This is a genomic window from Cellulosimicrobium sp. E-16, assembly GCF_049913115.1.
GTDB lineage: Bacteria > Actinomycetota > Actinomycetes > Actinomycetales > Cellulomonadaceae > Cellulosimicrobium.
On the sequence record NZ_CP183974.1, the window covers coordinates 4,430,139 to 4,449,103 of the forward strand.

General features: G+C 74.3%; 18 protein-coding genes. 10 read left to right on the top strand and 8 right to left on the bottom strand.

What is annotated here, in order from left to right; all coding sequences use genetic code 11:
* Positions 1-112 precede the first annotated feature (112 nt).
* On the top strand, positions 113-1,318 hold the full coding sequence (locus tag ACN9MS_RS19460; protein ID WP_426310025.1) for a cation:proton antiporter: 1,206 nt from the start codon (positions 113-115) through the stop codon (positions 1,316-1,318).
* Positions 1,319-1,405: 87 nt separating this feature from the next.
* On the opposite strand, the gene ACN9MS_RS19465 is transcribed toward ACN9MS_RS19460, so the two are convergent.
* Together ACN9MS_RS19465 and ACN9MS_RS19470 are read right to left on the bottom strand one after the other, a co-directional pair.
* Positions 1,406-2,728 carry a ricin-type beta-trefoil lectin domain protein gene (locus ACN9MS_RS19465; protein ID WP_426310026.1) on the bottom strand — a complete coding sequence of 441 codons (1,323 nt, stop codon included), beginning with the start codon at positions 2,726-2,728 and terminating at the stop codon, positions 1,406-1,408.
* A 241-nt stretch (positions 2,729-2,969) separates the two neighbouring features.
* Positions 2,970-3,539: a TetR/AcrR family transcriptional regulator gene (locus ACN9MS_RS19470; protein ID WP_426310027.1), complete on the bottom strand. Its 570-nt coding sequence runs from the start codon at positions 3,537-3,539 to the stop codon at positions 2,970-2,972.
* A 110-nt stretch (positions 3,540-3,649) separates the two neighbouring features.
* Between ACN9MS_RS19470 and ACN9MS_RS19475 the strand changes: the two genes are divergently transcribed.
* The gene (locus tag ACN9MS_RS19475) at positions 3,650-4,492 is read left to right on the top strand and encodes an alpha/beta fold hydrolase (protein WP_426310028.1); all 843 of its coding nucleotides are present in this window, start codon (positions 3,650-3,652) and stop codon (positions 4,490-4,492) included.
* Here the strand turns inward: ACN9MS_RS19475 and ACN9MS_RS19480 are convergent.
* Complete coding sequence (locus ACN9MS_RS19480; protein WP_426310029.1) at positions 4,489-5,766, bottom strand: NYN domain-containing protein; 1,278 nt, start codon at positions 5,764-5,766, stop codon at positions 4,489-4,491. The genes ACN9MS_RS19475 and ACN9MS_RS19480 overlap by 4 nt on opposite strands.
* Before the next feature lie 170 nt (positions 5,767-5,936).
* Between ACN9MS_RS19480 and ACN9MS_RS19485 the strand changes: the two genes are divergently transcribed.
* Genes ACN9MS_RS19485 through ACN9MS_RS19495 form a run of 3 tightly spaced genes read left to right on the top strand, consistent with a single transcriptional unit; the run spans position 5,937 to position 8,436 of the window.
* Positions 5,937-7,265 carry an MFS transporter gene (locus tag ACN9MS_RS19485; RefSeq protein ID WP_426310030.1) on the top strand — a complete coding sequence of 443 codons (1,329 nt, stop codon included), beginning with the start codon at positions 5,937-5,939 and terminating at the stop codon, positions 7,263-7,265.
* On the top strand, positions 7,262-7,855 hold the full coding sequence (locus ACN9MS_RS19490; RefSeq protein WP_426310031.1) for a sugar O-acetyltransferase: 594 nt from the start codon (positions 7,262-7,264) through the stop codon (positions 7,853-7,855). The genes ACN9MS_RS19485 and ACN9MS_RS19490 overlap by 4 nt, the downstream gene beginning before the upstream one ends.
* Positions 7,856-7,857: 2 nt before the next feature.
* Complete coding sequence (locus tag ACN9MS_RS19495) at positions 7,858-8,436, top strand: TetR/AcrR family transcriptional regulator (protein WP_426310032.1); 579 nt, start codon at positions 7,858-7,860, stop codon at positions 8,434-8,436.
* A gap of 13 nt (positions 8,437-8,449) precedes the next feature.
* Here ACN9MS_RS19495 and ACN9MS_RS19500 read toward each other — a convergent pair whose 3' ends face one another.
* From ACN9MS_RS19500 to ACN9MS_RS19510, 3 genes are all read right to left on the bottom strand, one after another.
* The gene (locus ACN9MS_RS19500; RefSeq protein WP_426310033.1) at positions 8,450-9,004 is read right to left on the bottom strand and encodes a GNAT family N-acetyltransferase; all 555 of its coding nucleotides are present in this window, start codon (positions 9,002-9,004) and stop codon (positions 8,450-8,452) included.
* A 43-nt stretch (positions 9,005-9,047) separates the two neighbouring features.
* Positions 9,048-9,755 (bottom strand): hypothetical protein, encoded by a 708-nt coding sequence (locus ACN9MS_RS19505; protein ID WP_426310034.1) that lies wholly within the window; start codon positions 9,753-9,755, stop codon positions 9,048-9,050.
* Positions 9,756-9,820: 65 nt separating this feature from the next.
* A complete protein-coding gene (locus ACN9MS_RS19510) occupies positions 9,821-12,562 on the bottom strand; it encodes a hypothetical protein (RefSeq protein WP_426310035.1) in 2,742 nt (913 codons plus the stop codon).
* 199 nt (positions 12,563-12,761) lie between these two features.
* Between ACN9MS_RS19510 and ACN9MS_RS19515 the strand changes: the two genes are divergently transcribed.
* The 5 genes from ACN9MS_RS19515 to ACN9MS_RS19535 are packed head-to-tail and all read left to right on the top strand — an operon-like array spanning position 12,762 to position 16,957.
* Positions 12,762-15,059: a carbon starvation CstA family protein gene (locus tag ACN9MS_RS19515; protein WP_426310036.1), complete on the top strand. Its 2,298-nt coding sequence runs from the start codon at positions 12,762-12,764 to the stop codon at positions 15,057-15,059.
* Entirely contained in the window at positions 15,056-15,289 is a 234-nt protein-coding gene (locus ACN9MS_RS19520) for a YbdD/YjiX family protein (protein ID WP_426310037.1), read from the top strand. The genes ACN9MS_RS19515 and ACN9MS_RS19520 overlap by 4 nt, the downstream gene beginning before the upstream one ends.
* 18 nt (positions 15,290-15,307) lie before the next feature.
* Positions 15,308-15,769, top strand: a complete 462-nt coding sequence (locus ACN9MS_RS19525) for a hypothetical protein (protein WP_426310038.1) — start codon at positions 15,308-15,310, stop codon at positions 15,767-15,769.
* Positions 15,770-15,774: 5 nt separating this feature from the next.
* On the top strand, positions 15,775-16,305 hold the full coding sequence (locus ACN9MS_RS19530) for a hypothetical protein (protein WP_426310039.1): 531 nt from the start codon (positions 15,775-15,777) through the stop codon (positions 16,303-16,305).
* The gene (locus ACN9MS_RS19535) at positions 16,298-16,957 is read left to right on the top strand and encodes a hypothetical protein (RefSeq protein ID WP_426310040.1); all 660 of its coding nucleotides are present in this window, start codon (positions 16,298-16,300) and stop codon (positions 16,955-16,957) included. The genes ACN9MS_RS19530 and ACN9MS_RS19535 overlap by 8 nt, the downstream gene beginning before the upstream one ends.
* 37 nt (positions 16,958-16,994) lie before the next feature.
* On the opposite strand, the gene ACN9MS_RS19540 is transcribed toward ACN9MS_RS19535, so the two are convergent.
* Together ACN9MS_RS19540 and ACN9MS_RS19545 are read right to left on the bottom strand one after the other, a co-directional pair.
* Positions 16,995-17,813, bottom strand: coding sequence for a siderophore-interacting protein (locus ACN9MS_RS19540; protein WP_426310041.1), 819 nt, complete (start codon positions 17,811-17,813; stop codon positions 16,995-16,997).
* A gap of 118 nt (positions 17,814-17,931) precedes the next feature.
* Positions 17,932-18,897, bottom strand: coding sequence for an ABC transporter substrate-binding protein (locus ACN9MS_RS19545; protein ID WP_426310042.1), 966 nt, complete (start codon positions 18,895-18,897; stop codon positions 17,932-17,934).
* Between the last annotated feature and the right edge of the window lie 68 nt (positions 18,898-18,965).

Below are 18,965 nucleotides of genomic sequence, written 5' to 3' on the forward strand. Positions count from 1 at the left end.
CCGCGACAGGCCGTCAACCCCGGCGGACGACGACGCGGACCTCCGCCGCGCGCGACCTGCGGCGCTGCGGGATCCTGGGACCCGCCGCCCGCCGAGACCCGGAGACCCGCCCGTGAACGTCTACGCCCCGCTCGTCCCGGTGTTCGTCGTCGCGCTGGTCGCGCCGCTGCTCGCGGGCCTCATGCCGGTGCGGTCGCGCGTGCCGCAGGTCGTCGTGCTGCTGCTCGGCGGCATCCTCATCGGGCCGTCCGCGCTCGACCTCGCGACGCCGGCCGACGTCACCCTCCTGTCCGACCTCGGCATGGGCTTCCTGTTCCTCCTCGCCGGGTACGAGCTCGAGCCGAACCTCCTGCGCGAGCGCGTGGGGCGACGCGCCGGCGCGGCGTGGCTGACGTCGCTCGTCGTCGGCGCGGTGCTGGTCCTCGTGGTCGTGGGCGACGGCTCGCCGCACCGGGTCGCGGCCGGGGCGATCGCGCTCACGACCACCGCGCTGGGCGTCGTGCTCCCGATCCTGCGCGACGGCGGCCAGCTCGGCTCGCGGCTCGGGCGCACGGTGCTCGTGGTCGGGGCGGTCGGCGAGCTAGGGCCGATCGTCGCGATGGCGGTGCTGCTCGGCACGCGCGAGAGCGGCGTCGCGGCGATCCTGCTCGTCCTGTTCGCCGTCGTTGCGATCGCGCTGTCCGCGCTGCCGGGCCGGCTGGGGCGCATCAAGGCCCTCGGCGGCGACCGCCTCTTCAGCGCCGCGGAGCACGGGACGGGCCAGAGCACGCTGCGCCTCACCGTGCTGCTGCTCGTCGCGCTGCTCGCGCTCGCCGCGGGGCTCGGGTTCGACGCGGTGCTGGGCGCGTTCGTCGGCGGGATGGTGCTGCGGCGCTGGGCGCCGGGCGACGTCGAGGCGCTGGAGAAGAAGCTGGACGCGGTCGCGTGGGGCGTGTTCGTGCCCGTGTTCTTCGTCAGCTCCGGCATGGGCCTGGACATCGACTCCATCGTCGCGTCCCCGCTGCTGCCGCTGACGTTCTTCGTGCTCATGGTGGTCGTGCGGGGCGGGCCGGTGCTCCTGTGGTTCCGGCGCGAGCTGCCGTCGGTCGAGCGGGTCAAGACCGCGCTGTACGCGGCGACCGCGCTGCCGCTGCTCGTTGCGCTCACGGAGATCGCGGTCGAGCAGGGCGCGATGACGTCACGCGTCGGCGCGGCGCTCGTGGGCGCGGGCGTGCTGTCCGTGATCGTGCTCCCGATGGTCGCGAGCCGGCTCGGCCCGCGCCCCGCGGAGGCCGACGACACCGCAGCCCCGCCGACGGGAGGACGCGTCGGCGGATGACCGCGGGCGAGCGATGCGCCCGTGCGCGAGAGATGCGTCCGGGGACGCAGCGCTCGCACACGGACGCATCCGTCGGCTGTGGGCGGATCAGAAGGTCCACTGCTGGTTGGTGGACCCGTGGCAGTCCCAGATCACGAACCGCTGGCCCTCGTGGAGCGGGTTGCCACCCTCGGCGTCCAGGCACCTGCCCGCCTGCGGGTTGCGCAGCGTCTTCGACCCCGCGTCGTAGGCCCACTTCTGCGCGTTCGTGCCGTTGCACGTCCAGAGCTGGACCACCGTCCCGTTGGCCGTGCCGCTGCCGCTCACGTCGAGGCACTTGCCGAGCGCCCTGATCGTGCCGTCGCTCCCCCGCGTCCACGACTGCGCGACGTTGCCGTTGCACGGGACGATCTGCACGCGGTTGCCGTCGTGCGTCTGACCCCACGGGACGTCGAGGCAGTACCCGTTCGCGATCCGGATCGTCCCGGTCCCGGTCGGGAGGCTGCCGCCGGGGTTCGGCGGGTTCGAGGTCCCCGAGCCGTTGTCGTAGACCCGGACGTAGTCCACCTTCATCTGCTGCGGGAGCTGCGTCGTGCCGTCGGGGTACCCCGGCCACTGCCCGCCGACCGCGACGTTGAGGATGAGGAAGAACGGCTGGTCGAACACCCACGCGTTCGCGCCGACGCTCGCACGCGTCACGCGGTGGAACTGCTGGCCGTCCACGAACCACGTGATCTCGCCGGGCTTCCAGTCGACGGCGAAGGTGTGGAAGTCGTCCGCGAACGACCAGCCCTGCGGGTGCTGGTACATGCCCGTGATGCCGGCGCCGCCCGAGTACCCCGGTCCGTGCACCGTGCCGTGCACGCGGTGCGGCTCGAAGCCGACGTTCTCCATGACGTCGATCTCGCCCGACGTCGGCCAGCCCACCCCGGGGAGATTGCCGCCGAGCATCCAGAACGCCGGCCAGATGCCCTGGCCGCGCGGGATCTGGATGCGCGCCTCGACGCGCCCGTACTGCGGCTGGTACTTGCCCTGGGTCGTCATGCGCGCCGACGTGTACGACCCGTCGGCCTCGCGGCGCGCGGTGATGACGAGGTGGCCCTGGCCGTCGAGCGCCGAGTTCGCGCGCGACGTCGTGTAGTTCTGGAGCTCGGCGTTGCCCCAGCCGCCGGCCCCCGTCTCGTGGTTCCAGCGGGCAGAGCTCGGGGCCGAGCCGGCGGCGCCGTCGAACTCGTCCGACCAGACGATGTCGCCCGGCGCGGCGACGGCCGACGTCGCCGGGACGGTCACGGCGAGCGCCGCCGCGGCCGCGGTGAGCGCGGCGACGACGGCGCCCGCGACCCGGCGGCGCGTGCGGGCAGCGGTGCGGGCCCGGGTACCGGGTGGGGCGCTGGGCGGGGTGGGCAGGGAGCGCTGACGTGCGAGGTCCATCGATCCTCCAGTCCGGCGGCGGTGCCGCCTGCGTCTCGCCACGGTGCGCGACGTGCTCTCGGCGCGACTCTGCACCGGGCGGGGGCCGTTCCTCGGCCCTCCGTCCGCGAACCTACGGTGGCGGGACGACGCCGAGCAAGCGCTCTCTCGGCGTGTCGTGGGATCGCTCCCACTTTCTGCCACGCACCGCAGCCGGGGCGGGAGCAGCGCCGACGACGGACGGCGCGAGAGGCGGGAGGCGTCAGGCCGACGCCGGGACCGCCGCGTCGAGGATCGCCTCGGCCGCCCGGCGGGCCTGGCGCGCGACGTCGACGTCCTGCGTGATGGCCGCCGTCGTCTGCGCACCCTCGGCGAGCAGCACGACCTGGAGCGCGACGTCGTCGGGCAGACCCGCCTCGCGCACGACGCTGCGCGCGTACCGCTGGAACGACTCCTTGTGCTCGCGCACGGCCGCGGCCACGGCGGGCGACGTCGCGCCGAGCTCGCCGAACGAGTTGATGAACGCGCACCCGCGGAACCCGTCCTCGCGGAACCACGCGTCGAGGAAGTCGAACACGGCGAGGAGCCGGCCGCGGGGCGTGGTCGCTCCGGCCGCCGCACGGGCGATCCCCGCGTCCCACTGCTCCGTGCGGTGCCGCAGCACGGCGACGACGAGGTCGTCCTTCGACGGGAACAGGGAGTAGATGCGCTTGAGCGACACCCCGGCCTCGGCACGGACGGCGTCCATCCCCACGGACTGGACGCCCCGCGCATAGAACAGCCGGTCGGCGGCAGCCACGACCGCCGCGCGTGCGCTCGCGTCGTCGAGCATCGTCATCTCCTGTTCACGTGGCACCGCTTGCGGGGAGAACCATCGTTCTCTAGTGTAGCGACCAACGGAGAGAACGACCGTTCTCCCCGCTCCACGAAGGGAGCACGACCATGGGGTACATCACCGTCGGGCAGGAGAACTCCACCGACATCAAGCTCTACTACGAGGACCAGGGCGCCGGGCAGCCGGTCGTCCTCATCCACGGCTACCCCCTCGACGGGCACAGCTGGGCGCTCCAGAAGCGCGAGCTCCTCGAGGCCGGCTACCGCGTGATCACTTACGACCGTCGCGGGTTCGGCGCGTCGAGCAAGGTCGGCAGCGGGTACGACTACGACACGTTCGCGGCCGACCTCAACACCGTCCTCGAGACCCTCGACCTGCGCGACGTGATCCTCGTCGGGTTCTCCATGGGCACGGGCGAGCTCGCCCGCTACGTCCACAACCACGGGCACGAGCGCGTCGCCAAGCTCGCGTTCCTCGCGTCGCTCGAGCCGTTCCTCGTCCAGCGCGACGACAACCCCGAGGGCGTCCCGCAGTCCGTGTTCGACGGGATCGTCGAGGCCGCCCGCGCCGACCGGTACGCCTGGTACACCGACTTCTACAAGAACTTCTACAACCTCGACGAGAACCTCGGGAAGCGCATCAGCGAGGACACCGTGCGCGCGAGCTGGATCACCGCGATCGGGTCCGCTCCCGTCGCCGCCTACGCCGTCGTGCCCACGTGGATCGAGGACTTCCGGGCCGACGTCGAGGCCGTCCGCGCGGCCGGCAAGCCGACGCTGATCCTCCACGGCACGAAGGACAACATCCTCCCGATCGACGCGACCGGGCGCCGCTTCCGCGAGCTGGTGCCCGACGCCGAGTACGTCGAGGTCGAGGGCGCGCCCCACGGCCTCCTCGTCACCCACGCGGCCGAGGTCAACCAGGCGCTGCTCGCCTTCGTCGGGCGCTAGGCGACCGACACGCGGTAGTCGTCGGCGTCGTCGTCCCAGGCCAGGTCGACGGCGCCGGCGGCCTGCGCCGCCTTGCAGAACTGCAGGAAGCCGCGGTAGCCGAGAGCCTTCTCGCTGAAGTCGGGGCGCTTCTTGCGGATCGCGTTCTTCAGTCCGGACAGGACGGTCGAGCCGCCCTCCTCCCGGACCACGTCGCGCACGAGCGCGAACGCCTGGTCGGTGTCGCCCTGCGCGGGCAGCGACACCTCCGGGTCGCCCGTCGCCGGGCCGGGCGCGAGCTCCACGAAGCTCCGGTCGGCGAGGAACCGCAGGAACTCGCCGAAGTTGCGGAACCCGTAGTCGGCCTCGCTGAACGTCGGGTCCTTGCGCAGGAGCGTGCGCTTGAGCACGGACGCGGTCACCGCGCCGCTCGTCGAGGCCTCGAGGTCCGCGAGCGTCTGCGCGACGCGTACCTCCATGGGGACGTCCTCGCCCGTCGGCGCGTCGTCGTCGGCCTCGGGGGCGGTCGCGGCGAGCGCGGGCTCGTCGGCGGGCTGCTCGACGGGTGTCGTCTCGCCGTCGACCTCCGCGTTCTCCGTCACCACGGGCTCGCCGCGGCGGGTCGTGCGCCCGACCGCCTCGCCCAGCTCCGCGAGCGCCGCGGCGGTCGGAGTCTCGACCTCCGGCTCGGCGATCTCGGTCGCCTTGCGCCGCCCGGACGTGCGCCCGCCGGAACGCTTGGGCTTGGCACCGCCCGACGCCGTCGCACCGGACGCGCGCGAGCCCCGGACCGAGCGGGGCTCCGGCTCGTCCGGGACGTCGACGCCCTCGAGCCGGTCGTAGAAGAGGAACTCGTCGCACGCGGGCGGCAGGAGGCGTGACGTCGACTTCTCGACGCCCACACCGATGACGCGCTTGTTCAGCTCGCGCAGCTTGTGGACGAGCGGGGAGAAGTCGCTGTCCCCCGTGCACATGACGAACGTCGAGATGTAGTCGCGCTCGAACGCCATCTCGATCGCGTCGACGACCATCTTGATGTCGGCCGCGTTCTTGCGCGACGCGCCCATCCGCTGCGGCATCTCGATGAGCTCGACCTGGTGCCGCGTGAGCGAGCGCCGGTCCTCGTCGAAGTACGACCAGTCCGCGTACGCGCGCCGCACGACCACGCGCCCGCGCACGGCGAGCGCGTCGGCGATCGGGCCGAAGTCGAACGTCATGCCGCCCAGGTGCTCGCGCGCCCCGAGCGCGAGGTTCTCGTAGTCGATGAAGACGGCCAGGCGCTCCTCGGTGTCCATGCCCGCCAGCCTAGGCGCTGCCCGCCGCACCGCCCCGCCGAACCCGCGTCGACGCGTCCCGCCGAACCCGGGGTTGCTCCCCACCTCGGTGCCGAACCGGGGAGCAACCCCGGGTTCGGCACTCGGGGACGATGTGTACGATCGTACGCATCGTGTGTACGATCGTCCGCATGTCGTCCTCCGCCCTCGCGCGCCCCGCGCTCGACGTGCGGCGCGCCCGCGTCGCCGTCGCCGCGCTGTTCCTCACGAACGGCGCGCTGTTCGCGAACCTCGTGCCGCGCTACCCCGAGATCAAGGCCGGGCTCGACCTCGGCAACGCCACGTACGGGCTCGCCGTCGCCGCGTTCCCCGCCGGGGCCATCGCCGCGGGGCTCGCCGCGGCGGCGCTCGTGCGTCGGTTCGGGTCCGCGCGCGTCGCGGTCGCCGGCACCGTGCTCACCGCGGCCGGGCTGCTGCTCGCGGGCCTCGCGCCCGCCCTGCCGCTGCTCGTCGTCGCGCTGTTCGCGGCGGGCGCGATGGACGCGTTCACCGACGTCGCGCAGAACGCGCACGGCCTGAGGGTGCAGCGCCGTTACGGCCGGTCGATCATCAACGGGTTCCACGCGCTGTGGTCGGTCGGCGCCGTGGTCGGCGGCGGCATGGCCGCCGCCGCGATCGCGCTCGACCTGCCGCTCGGCGTGCACCTCGCGATCACGGGGGCGCTGTTCTCGGTGGTCGCGCTCGTGGCCCTGCGCTCGTGCCTGCCGGGGCTGGACGGAGACGTGACCGACGGCGCCTCGGCCGCGGCCGAGGCGAGCGCCTCGCCCGGCGCGCCCGCCGGCACGGGCCTCTCGGGAGCCGCCGCGGCCCTGGCGCGCACGTCCCGCGCTCGCACCGCTGCCGTCCTCGCCGCGCTCGTCCTGGTCGCCGTCGCGGGGACCCTCGTCGAGGACGCGGGCAGCACGTGGGCAGCCGTCTACCTCTCGGGGTCGCTCGGCGCCCCCGCGACGATCGCCGCCGCGGGGTTCGTCGCGCTCGTCGGCGCGCAGTTCGTCGGGCGCCTCGTCGGCGACCGGCTCGTCGACCGGTTCGGGCAGCGCGCCGTCGCCCGGACCGGTGGCGCGCTCGTGCTGCTCGGCACCGGGCTCGCGCTCGCGTTCCCGTCCGTCCCCGGCACCATCGCCGGGTTCGCCGCGGCCGGGTTCGGCGTCGCGACCCTCGTCCCGGCCGCGATGCAGCAGGCCGACGAGCTCCCGGGTCTGCGCGCGGGGACCGGCCTCACGCTCGTGTCGTGGCTCATGCGGCTCGGGTTCCTCCTGTCCCCGCCGGTCGTCGGGCTCGTCGCCGACGCCACGAGCCTGCGCACCGGGCTGCTCGTCCTGCCGCTCGCGGGCGTCGTCGTCGTGCTCCTGGCCGGCGTGCTCGCCCCGCGCCGACCGGCGGGCCGGACGGACACCGCCGACCGGCATGATGACCCCGACCACCGCACGACCCCCGCCCCCGAGGAGGCCACCGCATGACCACCGACTACTTCGCCGGCGACGACCGCACGAGCTACGAGCGCATGGCCGCGGGCGACCTGTACATCGCCGACGACCCGGAGATCGCGCGCGGCGTCCACCGGGGCATGCGCCTCGTCGACGCGTTCCACCGCGCCGTCCTCGACGGCGACGGCGACGACACGCGCGCCCGCGAGATCCTCGCCGACCTGCTCGGGTCGCTCGGCGAGGAGTCGTGGGTCAAGCCGCCGCTCGCGGTCGACTTCGGCAGCAACGTGCACCTCGGCGACCGGACGTTCGTCAACTCCGGGCTCACCGCGCTCGACGTCGCGGCGATCACGATCGGCGACGACTGCCTCCTCGGGCCGAACGTCCAGCTCCTCACCCCGACGCACCCCGTCGACCCGCAGCCCCGGCGCGACAAGCTCGAGGCGGCCGAGCCCATCACGCTCGGCGACAACGTGTGGCTCGGCGGCGGCGTGATCGTGTGCCCGGGCGTGACGATCGGCGACAACACCGTGGTGGGCGCGGGCTCCGTCGTGACGCGCGACCTGCCCGCGAACGTCGTGGCGGTGGGCAACCCGGCCCGGGTGATCCGCGAGAACATCTGACCATGAGCGCCTCCGCGGCCCCGACCGACCCGACGCCCCGCGCCCGCCGTCACGACCCCGAGCGGCGCGACCGCATCATCGACGCGTGCCTCGACGTCGTCGCCGAGCACGGCGTCGCGGGCACGTCCCACCGGCGCGTCGCGGTCGCGGCCGACGTCCCGCTCGGGTCGATGACGTACCACTTCGCCGGGATGGACGAGCTGCTGCGCGAGGCGTTCGGCCGGTTCACGCGCGACGCCGCGGCCCAGTTCGAGCGCCGCATGAGCGACGCTCGCACGCCCGAGGAGGCCGTGCAAGCGGTCACGACGCTCATCACGCACGACGTGTTCGCGACCCAGCGCGACCTCGTCCTGTCGCACGAGCTCTACACGCTCGCAGCGCGCGACCCCGCCTACCGGACGCTCACGAACGACTGGATGCGTCGCAGCCGCGACGCGCTCGGCCGCCACTTCGACCCCGCGACGTGCCGCGTGCTCGACGCGTTCATCGAGGGCATGACCATCCACCGCGCGCTCGACACCGAGACGCACGACGACGTCGACGTCCTCGGCGCGGTCCGGCGCCTCGCGCGGGTGCCCTGACGGGGCGCTCCCGTCAGGGCGCGGTCACGTCGAACAGCTCGCACGTCGTGTCGTAGTACGCGTCCGTCGTGCCGCGGTGGGTCATGCCGATCCGCCGGCACACCGCCTGGGACGCGGCGTTGTCGGCGTGCGTCACGGCGACGACACGGTCGAGCCCGCGCTCGAACGCGTGCGCGAGCACCGCGGCCGCCGCCTCCGTCGCGTACCCGCGGCCCCACACGTCGGGGTGGAAGTGCCACCCGATCTCCGTGTCGCCCGACGGCTCCAGCGGGTCGCCCGTGCCCGACGCCGGGATGGGCTTGAGCAGGATGGTCCCCACGGGCGCGGCGTCGGGGAGGCCCGTGCCCTCACCCGCGCGCGGGACGACGGCCCACACCCCGTGCGTGCCGTCGTCGGCGGCGGCCCAGCGCTCGACCCGCTCCAGCGCCTCGTCGCGGCGCTCGAGGACGCGCGGCGTCACGCCGATGAACCGCATGACGTCCCAGCGCGAGTAGATGTCGAGGATGGCGTCGGCGTCGTCGGGCTGCCACGGGCGGAGGGTGAGCCGTGGCGTCGTCAAGGTCTGCATCGCCCCAGGCTACGAGGCCCACGGGCGCCTGGGGACCGCGGCGTCAGACGATCTTGGGGAACGTCGCGAGGAAGACGACGCCGACGACGAGGACCACGCACGCGAGCCCGACCATGGCCCAGGAGGCGCGCTCCGAGCGGAACCGGCCGGCGAAGGCGCCGAAGAACAGCACGAGCGCGAAGAGCACGGTGGTCAGCGTGTAGTTGTCGCCCCGCTGGTTGTTGACGAGCGCCTGCGCGAAGAGGGCGTCGGCCCGCTCGTCGGCCTCGACCGCCTCGACCGCCCCGGGCGGGACGTAGGAATCGAGCGCGAACGGGCTCGGGGCCGCGTCGGGGTTCTGCAGGGGGCGCGACGCGATCCACTCGTCGAACGCGGGCTGGAAGTGGGGCGTGAAGCGCGCGCGCGTGAACTCCTCGAGCTCCGTGTCCCCGGTCGCGTACGCCTCGAGCCACAGGCTGAACACCTGGAGGTCGATCGACCGGGCGGTGTCGGCGTGCGCGCGCTCCGTCGAGGCCTCGATGCGCTGGGTCGACGCGCGCGAGAAGGCGATCGACATCTCGCCGCCCCACTTGCTCGCCTCGAACCCGCTCCACGCCGTGAGGACGGCCGTCACCGCGAGCAGCACCACGGTCACCGTCTCGCGCCACGACCGTCGCACGTGCTCGCCGTGCTGCGCCGTCCCACCCGGCTCGGACCGCTCGACCTGCCCGGTGTGCCCGGTCTGCTCGACCCGCTCGCCCTCGTCGGCCACGGCAGGACAGTAGCCCGGCGGGGCGGGCACCGCGCGGCGAGCCGCGGCAGGCTGCGGCGTCCCGATCAGCCGCGCCGGCGCCGGACCCCGAGCAGCGTCCCGCCCACGACGAGCGCCACGAGGGCCACCGCGAGCAGCACGGCGACGTCGGTCCCGGTCGCGGCGAGGTCGTCGCCGGGCGTCGCTCCCGGGGTCGACGTGCCGTCCGGCTCCGGGGCGTCCGACGTCGGCCCGTCGGTGGGCGGTGCCGTCGGGTCGGTCGGGGTCGGGGTGGGGGTCGGCGGGTCGAGGACCGCGTTCACGACGGTGCACTCGACGTCCGCGGCGTCCTCGACCCGCACGGTGTCCACGTCGACGAGCGTGCCGCCGTCGCACACCCACTCCTCCTGGGTGTAGTCCCAGTCGCTGCCCGACTCGGTGAGGTCGTACGTCCCGGCGGCCACCGGGACGAGCGTGACGTCCTCGCTGCCGTCGAAGCCGGAGATCGCCGTCGGCCCCGCGGCGGTGAGCTGCCAGTCGTCCGCGGGCGCGGCGTCGTCGACCACCTCCTTGTGGAGCGTCAGCGTGCCCGCGAGCCAGTGGTTGGTGACCGTGCACGTCGCGTCGTTGCCCGGCTCGACGACGACTGTCGACACGAGCGTGCCTCCCGGTCCGGGCGTCTGGACGACGCGCGCGTCGTCGCACACCCACCGGAGCGCGGTCCACCCGTCCGGGCCGCCGGACTCACCCAGGACGTAGCGCCCCGGACCGACGCCGACGTGCGAGACGTCGGCCGAGCCGGTGACGCCCGCGATCTCGCGCCCCTCGCCCGTCGCGGTCAGGGTCCAGTCGGTCGCGACGGCGTCGCCCGTGTAGCCACGGTCGTCGAGCTCCTTGACGAGCGTGAGGTGGGGCAGGCGGGCGCGGTTCGTCACCACGCACGTCGCCTCGTCGCCCGGGCCGAGGGTCACCGTCGCGCCCTCGAGCGTCCCGGCGTCGCACGTCCAGCCCTCGGCGTCGTAGCCGCCGTACCCACCGGACTCCGCCAGGTCGTACGCCCCGGGCGGGAGCGGCACCGCGGTGACCTCCGCGCTACCCACCGGCCCGCTCGCGACGGTCTGCCCGCCCGCGTCGGTCGCCGTGAGGGTCCAGGCCTCCGGGTCGCCCGACCCGCCGACGACGACCTTCACGAGGGTCAGCATCGACCCGACGTACGTGTTGGTCACGGTGCAGACGACGTCGTCGTCCGGCCCGACGAGCACGCCCGAACCGAGCTGCACCCCGCCGACGCAGACCCAGTCCCCCGGCTCGTACCCCTCGGGGCCGCCGGACTCGGCGAGCGTGTGGAGCCCCTCGCCGACGTCGACGTGGCTCACCGCCGCGCTGCCCGAGGCTCCGGAGATCGTCCCCGTCGTCCCGTCGGCCTGCGGCCCGGTCGCTGACAGCGTCCACTCCGCCGGGGCCGCGGGGCCGCCGTCGACCACCTTGACGAGCGTGAGCCGCGACGGCAGCGGGGTGTTGACGATCGTGCACGTGACGTCCGCGCCCGGGCCGACCGTCACGACGGCGCCGGCCACCGCGCCGCCGTCGCACGCCCAGTCCCCGGCGGTGAACCCCGACCAGCCGTCCTCCGCGAGCGCGTAGTCGCCGGCGGGCACCGGCACGTCCGTGACCGCCGCGGTCCCGGAGCGGCCCACGACCTCGGCGTCGGACCCCGTCGCGCTGAGCGTCCAGTCGACGGGGCGGGCGAGGGTCTCGCCCGCGAGCTCCTTGACGAGCGTGAGGGTGCCGCCGGCCCACGTGTTCGTGGCCGTGCAGACGACGTCGTCTCCCTCCGCGACGGTCACGGCACCGTCCGAGCCGTCGCCCGACGTCGCACCCGTGCACGACCAGGCGCCGTCGTACCCGGCCGGGCCGTCCTCGGAGAGGGTGTACCTCCCGGGACTCACCTCGGCGGCGGTGATCGCCGCGTCCCCGGTGGTCCCTGTGACGGTCGTCGTGCCGTTCTCCGCCGTGAGCGTCCAGTCCCCGGCCGCGGCCGGTCCGCCGACGACCTCCTTGACGAGCGTCAGGGTCGGCACGGTCGGCACCACCGGCGCGACGTTGGTGACGACGCACGTCACCGAGTCGGCGAGGTCGATCGTCACGGTGCTGCCGACGACCTCCGCGCCCTCGCACACCCAGCCGTCGTCGCGGTAGCCGGCCGGCCCGCCCTCCTCGGAGAGGGTGTACTGCCCGATGCGGACGGCCTGGTCCGTCACCGCGTCGGACCCGGACGGTCCGGCGATCGACGACGGCCCCTGCGCGCGCAGCGTCCAGTCCTCGGGCGACGCCGTGCCCCCGACCACCGCCTTGACGAGCGTGAGCGTCGGGGAGATCGCCTCGTTGTCCACCGTGCACGTGAGCGTCCCGCCGGGCGGGACGACGACGTCCGGCGTGGGGTCGAGGATGTCCTCCCCGCCGCAGTTCCAGTTCTGGAACCGGAAGCCCGCGACGCCGCCCGTCTCCCAGATCCGGTACGTGCCCGCCGGGACCTCGAGCGACTGGACCCCGTTGAGCCCGTCGCCCTCGACGACCGCACCGGTCTCGACGTTGCGCGCGTGCATCGTCCACAGCTCGCGCCGCCCCTCCGACGATCCCGTGTCGAGGTTCTCGATGCGCTTGAAGAGCGAGAGCCGCCCGGTCTCGACCTGCGCGGAGGCGGGCAGGGCGCCGACCGCGGCGAGCGCGAGCAGGGTGCCGAGGGCGAGCACGAGCGCGACGACCGCCGCGAGCGCCGCGACGGGTCGCGACGTGCGGGACGACCGGGCGACGAGGGCGGACGGCATCGGTACGGGCACCTCCGGCTGGGGACGGATCGAACGTATCGCCCGGCTCGTGGGGGCGCGCGGCGACCGCCGTTCGTCGCACGCGGGCCACCGTTCGTCGCACACCTCGACCGCCGGTCGACGTGACCTGGATCACCCCCTCGCGGCCTCCCTAGCCTTCCGTGGTCGGACCGCAACGACGCGACCCAGGAGAGGCTCGATGACGACAGACACCCGCGCGGCGCACAGCGCCGCCCCCGACGAGCCGGAGATCGTGCCGGACCCGTCGCTGCCCCCCACCGCAGTGCCCGACTCCGTCCCCGGAGCGCAGACCCGGACCCGCTGGACGCCGCAGAAGATCGCCCTGTGGGCCGCGATCTCGCTGCTCGGCGGCATCGCCTGGGTCATGCTCGCGGTCGTCCGCGGCGAGACCGTCAACGCGATCTGGTTCGTGTTCGCGGCCGTCTGCACCTACCTCATCGGGTACCGCTTCTACTCGAAGGTCATCGAGCGCTACATCACGCGCCCCGACGACCGCCGTGCCACCCCGGCCGAAGTGCGCGAGGACGGCAAGGACTACGTCCCGACCGACCGCCGCGTGCTGTTCGGCCACCACTTCGCCGCGATCGCCGGCGCGGGCCCGCTCGTCGGCCCGGTGCTCGCCGCGCAGATGGGCTACCTGCCCGGCACGATCTGGATCATCGTGGGCGTCGTGCTCGCGGGCGCCGTCCAGGACTACCTCGTCCTGTTCTTCTCCATGCGTCGCGGCGGGCGGACCATCGGCCAGATGGCGCGCCAGGAGCTCGGGCGCGTGGGCGGCACCGCCGCGATCGTCGCGTCGCTGCTCATCATGATCATCATCGTCGCGATCCTCGCGCTGGTCGTCGTCAACGCGCTCGGCGAGAGCCCGTGGGGCGTCTTCTCCGTCTCGATGACGATCCCGATCGCGCTCTTCATGGGCGTCTACCTGCGCTACATCCGTCCGGGGAAGATCACCGAGGTCTCGGTCATCGGGTTCGTCCTGCTCCTGGCCGCGATCGTCGCGGGCGGCTGGATCGCGGACACGTCGTGGGGCGCCGAGCTGTTCCACCTCGACCGCACGACCATCGCGGTCGGCGTGATCGTCTACGGCTTCGTCGCCGCCGTCCTGCCCGTGTGGCTCCTGCTCGCCCCGCGCGACTACCTGTCGACGTTCATGAAGGTCGGCGTCATCGTCGTCCTCGCCGTCGCGGTGATCGTCGTCCGGCCCGAGATCACGGTGCCCGCGATCAGCGAGTTCGCGAGCGGCGAGACGGGCCCGGTCGTGTCCGGCGCGCTCTTCCCGTTCCTCTTCGTCACCATCGCGTGCGGCGCGTTGTCCGGGTTCCACGCGCTCATCGCGTCGGGCACCACGCCCAAGCTCGTCGAGAAGGAGCGCCAGACGCGCTTCATCGGCTACGGCGGCATGCTCATGGAGTCGTTCGTCGCGATCATGGCGCTCGTCGCCGCGATCTCGATCGACCGCGGCATCTACTTCGCGATGAACTCGTCCGCGGCCGCCACGGGCGGCACGGTCGAGGGCGCGGTCGCGTTCGTCAACGGGCTCGGCCTCATGGGGGTCAACCTCACGCCGGACATGCTCACGTCCACGGCCGAGGCCGTCGGCGAACCGTCGATCGTGTCCCGCACCGGCGGCGCCCCGACGCTCGCCCTGGGCCTCGCGCACATCATGCAGCAGCTCGTGGGCGGGACCGCGATGATGGGCTTCTGGTACCACTTCGCGATCATGTTCGAGGCGCTGTTCATCCTCACCGCCGTCGACGCCGGCACGCGCGTCGCGCGCTTCATGCTCCAGGACACGATCGGCAACGTGGCGCCGAAGTTCCGGGACGTGACGTGGCGACCCGGCGTGTGGTTGTGCACCGCGATCATGGTCGCCGGGTGGGGATCGATCCTCTACCTCGGCGTGACCGACCCGCTCGGCGGCATCAACACGTTCTTCCCGCTGTTCGGCATCGCGAACCAGCTCCTCGCGGCCATCGCGCTCGCCGTCGTGCTGGCGATCGTCGCCAAGCGCGGGCGCAGCTACCAGCGCTGGCTGTGGATCGTCGCGGCGCCGCTCGCGTTCACCGCGGTCATCACCATCTGGGCGTCGATCGAGAAGATCTTCTCGCCCGTCCCCGCGGTCGGGTACTGGGCCAACCACAACGCGTTCAAGGACGCTCTCGCGGCCGGCGAGACGTCGTTCGGCACGGCCGGCTCGGTCGAGGCCATGGAGGCCGTCGTCCGCAACACGTTCGTCCAGGGCACGCTGTCGATCGTGTTCGTCGTGCTCGCGATCGTCGTCATCGTCGCCTCGGTCCTCGTGACCGCGAAGGCGCTGCGCGACGGCGGCGGCACGAACCACGAGGACCCGCCCGTGGCGTCGCGCCGCTTCGCCCCGGCCGACGTGCTCGCGACGAAGGCCGAGAAGGAGATCGAGAAGGAGTGGGCGGCGCTGCCGCCCGAGAAGCGTCCTGCCGCGACGGGGCACCGGTGACGGTGCGACAGGGCTCGCAGGGTCCCGCCACGACGGTCCGCGCGACCGTCGTGGCGGGGCTCCGCGCCGTCCGCTGGTACGTGCGGCAGATCATGGGCGACGACGCGTACGCGACCTACGCCGCGCACCAGCGCGCGGTGCACCCGGGCGGGGTCGTGATGACCGAGCGCGAGTTCTGGCGCATGCGCCACGCCGAGCAGGACGCCAACCCGGGCTCGCGCTGCTGCTGACGGCCTAGGCTCGGCGCCGTGCTGCGCGTACCCGTCGACCTGCTCCTCCCGCGGGTCTCGACCGCCGACGTCCGGCGCCGCGCCGCGGAGCTGCCCCGCCGCGGGCAGGAGGTCCGGTTCCGCGTGCGTGGCGACGTGCTGGTCGCGCGCCGCTGGGCCAGCGGTGCGCACGCGAGCGGTCACAGCGTGCTGCGGGCCCGTCTCACCCAGGAGCCCGACGGCGTCCGGGTGCGCGGGGCGGTCGCGCCGAGCGGGCTCGACCTGCTCCTGGTCGCGATCTGGCTCGCCGCGGCCGGCGGGCTCGCGACGCTCGGCGCCGTCTACCAGAGCGGGGTCGCGTGGTGCGCGGCGCTCCTCCCGCTCGCGTTCGGGGCCGCCTTCGCCGCCTGGCTCCCCGGGGCCGCACGGGCCGGTCACGACGCCCTGCTCCCGACGCTCTCCGGCCTCGGCGAGATTCCCGACCCGGACCGGCTACGGTGACGGGCGTGGCTCGCCCTCCCGTCCCCGTCACGCTCGACCCGCCGCGGGGCCAGATCCCCACCGTCTCGGTCGTGCTCGCCACCGACCCGTCGACCGCGGCGGCGTGGGTCGCCGAGGCGTTCGGCTCCCAGCGCTGGAAGCGCCGCGCCTCGGACGCCGCCCACCAGGCCGGGGCGGCGCTGTGGGAGATCGGGGGCGCCGGCCGCGCGTTCTTCCTCGACGACCTCGACGTGCTGCGCTGGGTCACCCCGCGCGCGACGGCGTTCGTCTCGCACGGCCGGGCCGTCGCGACGGTCGGGCCCCTCGACCCGGGACCGGGCCAGGCGCCCGCCACGACCGTCGCCCTGTCCCTCGTCGACGGCGCCTTCTCCTGCCGCGAGAGCCTCGGCGCCGTCGCGCGCGGCCTGTGCGACCGCGCCGTCCGCGCCGGGGCGCTGGGCCCCGACGACGGCCCGGTCTGGGCGAACGCCGTCGAGATCCCGGCCGGGTCGCCCCTCCACCCGGCCACGGGGCGAAAGCTCTTCCGCCGTGGCTGAGCCGACGGCCGAGCACACGACGGTCCCGCCCGTGATCGAGCTGGCCATGGGGGACGCCGCGAAGCGTCAGGTGCTGCGCTCCAACATGGCGTTGATCTCGATCCTCGCGCCGCTCGTGGGCCTCGCCCAGCTCCCCGCGGCGATCACGGGCGGGAACCTGGCGCTCGCCGTCGGGTTCCTCGTCTTCGCGCTGTCCATGATCCCGCTGACGTACGCGATCGGGCGCCGCATGGTCGACCGCGCGCGGATCGTCCTGGGCGACGGGACGTACACCGTGCACGGGTGGGGCCGGACGAAGCGGTTCACCGTCGCGGACGTCGACCGCGTCGTCACGGTGGACCGCATGGCGTTCGGCATGTCCGGGGCGACGCACCACCTCATCGTCCTCGGCCCGACGAAGCGGCTGCTCCTGCTCGTCGGGCAGATGTGGGACCGCGACCAGCTCTCGACCGTCGCGCTCGACCTCGCGCGCCGCGGCGTCCCGCTCACACCCTGGCACCAGCCGGTCACGCCGGCCCGGCTCCGCGCGTTCGACCGGCGGCTCGTGCCCTGGCCGCAGGCGCACCCGGTCGCCCTCGGCCTGCTCGTCGGGCTCGGCACGCTCCTCGTCCTCGTGGTGCTGTTCGTCGTCCTGGTCACGATCTTCGTCTGAGCGTCGCGAGGGGCGCCCCGGAGGACACGGGCGGTCCTCAGGCTCGCGCCGCGCCGCCGTCCGGCGAAGGTCGACGCCGGGCCCGGTCGTGCCAGTAGCCCTGCGCGTGCACGCGCGACCTCTCGATCCCCGCCGCCACGAGCTCGGCGCGGACCCGCGCGACGGTGGCGCTCTCCGTCGCGCACCACGCGTAGAAGCCGGTACCCGCGTCGGCCGCGGACCGGCCGTGCTCCGCGGCCCAGTCCCGGACCGCGCCCAGCACGGCCCGCTCGGCCCGACGGCGATGCCGGGGCACGTGCTCGACGCGCACGGCCCCGGGCACGTCGCCGACCGGCGCGTCGGCCGGGTCGTCGGCCTCCACGAGCACGTGCGCCCGCACGTCCGGACGCAGGCTCGCGAGGATGCCGCGCACCGCCGGCGCCGAGGTCTCGTCACCGACGAGCAGCACGTGCGCGACGTCGGGCCCCGGGTCCCACTGGGTGCCGTGGTCGGTCACGCCGAACCGCGCGTGCGGCGCCGAGAGCAGCACCCGGTCCCCGGGCGCCGCGCGGCGTGCCCACGCGCTCGCGGGTCCGGCGGGCTCGTGCAGGTACAGGTCGAGGTCCACCTCGGCGTCCTGCGGCCGCACGGCCACGGGCGTGTACGAGCGCATCACCGGTCGCTCGACGTCGTCGAGCGCGGACCACTCGCGCCGCCACGCGCTCTCGACCGCGAGCCCCGCACGCCGCGCGAGCAGGTCCGCCCCCGGCCCGGGGAGCAGGATCTTCACGCGCTGGTCGAGCCCGACGTCGGCGCACCCCGCCAGGTCCGGGCCGGCGAGCGTCACGCGCACCAGGCACGGGCCGACGTCGTGCACGCGCGCGACCGTCGTCGGGAAGAGGACGTTGGGCGAACGGTGGAACCGGCACCCCGCCGCGCTCCCCACCGTGCTCCCGGGCGGGCTCCCGACCGTGGCCGAGGACCCGGCCGGCCGGTCAGGACCCAGCACGGTCCTGGAGGAACTGCTCGAGGTCGTCGAGCACGGCCTGGCCACCGAGCGGGCCGACGCCGCTGATCCAGGACGACTGGTCGACGACGCGCACGTCGGGGAAGGACCCCGCGTTGAGCGGGATCTCGGCCGGGACCGCGGCCGGGTCGGCCGGGTCGGCTGCCGAGACGAGGACGAGGTCGGCGGCGGCCTCGGTCACGCGCTCGGGCGACAGGTCGACCGAGATGTCCTCGCCCCAGTCCTGCTCCGGCGTCGAGAACCCGACGCACTCGAGCGTGCTGCCCGCGAACGACCGCGGGCCGTAGGCGGACACGATGCCGTCGCGCGGGCGCAGGAGCTGAGCCGTCCCGGAGACGTCGTAGTCCTCCTGGAGCTGGGCGCACCGCTCGTCGTAGGCGTCCAGCAGGGCCTGGGCGTCGGTCTCGCGGCCGAGCGCGCGGCCCACGAGCAGCACGTTCTCCTGCCAGGGGTCGGTCTGCGTCGCCATGAACACCGTCGGCGCGATCCCCGCGAGCTGGTCGTAGAGGTCGGCGTGGCGCGACTCCGTGCCGAGGATGAGGTCCGGCTCGAGCGCGGCGACGGCCTCGAGGCTCGGCTCGGGCACCGTGCCCACGACCTCGATCGCCTGCGCGTCCTCGCCGAGGTACGCCGGCACGCCGGCCTCGACGCTCAGCACGGCGGCGCCGACCGGGACGACGCCCAGCGCGACCGCGGTGTCCGTCTCCACGGGCTCGAGCGTCACGACGCGCTGCGGCGCCGACGCGAGCTCGGCGGTCCCGCGCGCGTGCTCGACGGCGTACCCCGCGGCGGTGGCGTCCACCGTCGCGGTCGGCGCGGGCTCCACCGGCCCCGACGAGCAGGCGGCGAGCAGGGCGGAGGCGAGCACGAGGGCACCCGCGAGGGCGCCGCGGCGCGCGCGGAGGCTGGACGATGTCGTCCGGGAGATCGGCACAGGGGTTCCTTCATCACGAGTAGGTTTGCCTCACCTTACCTGGCGGCGGAGGCGGGAGACGACGCGTC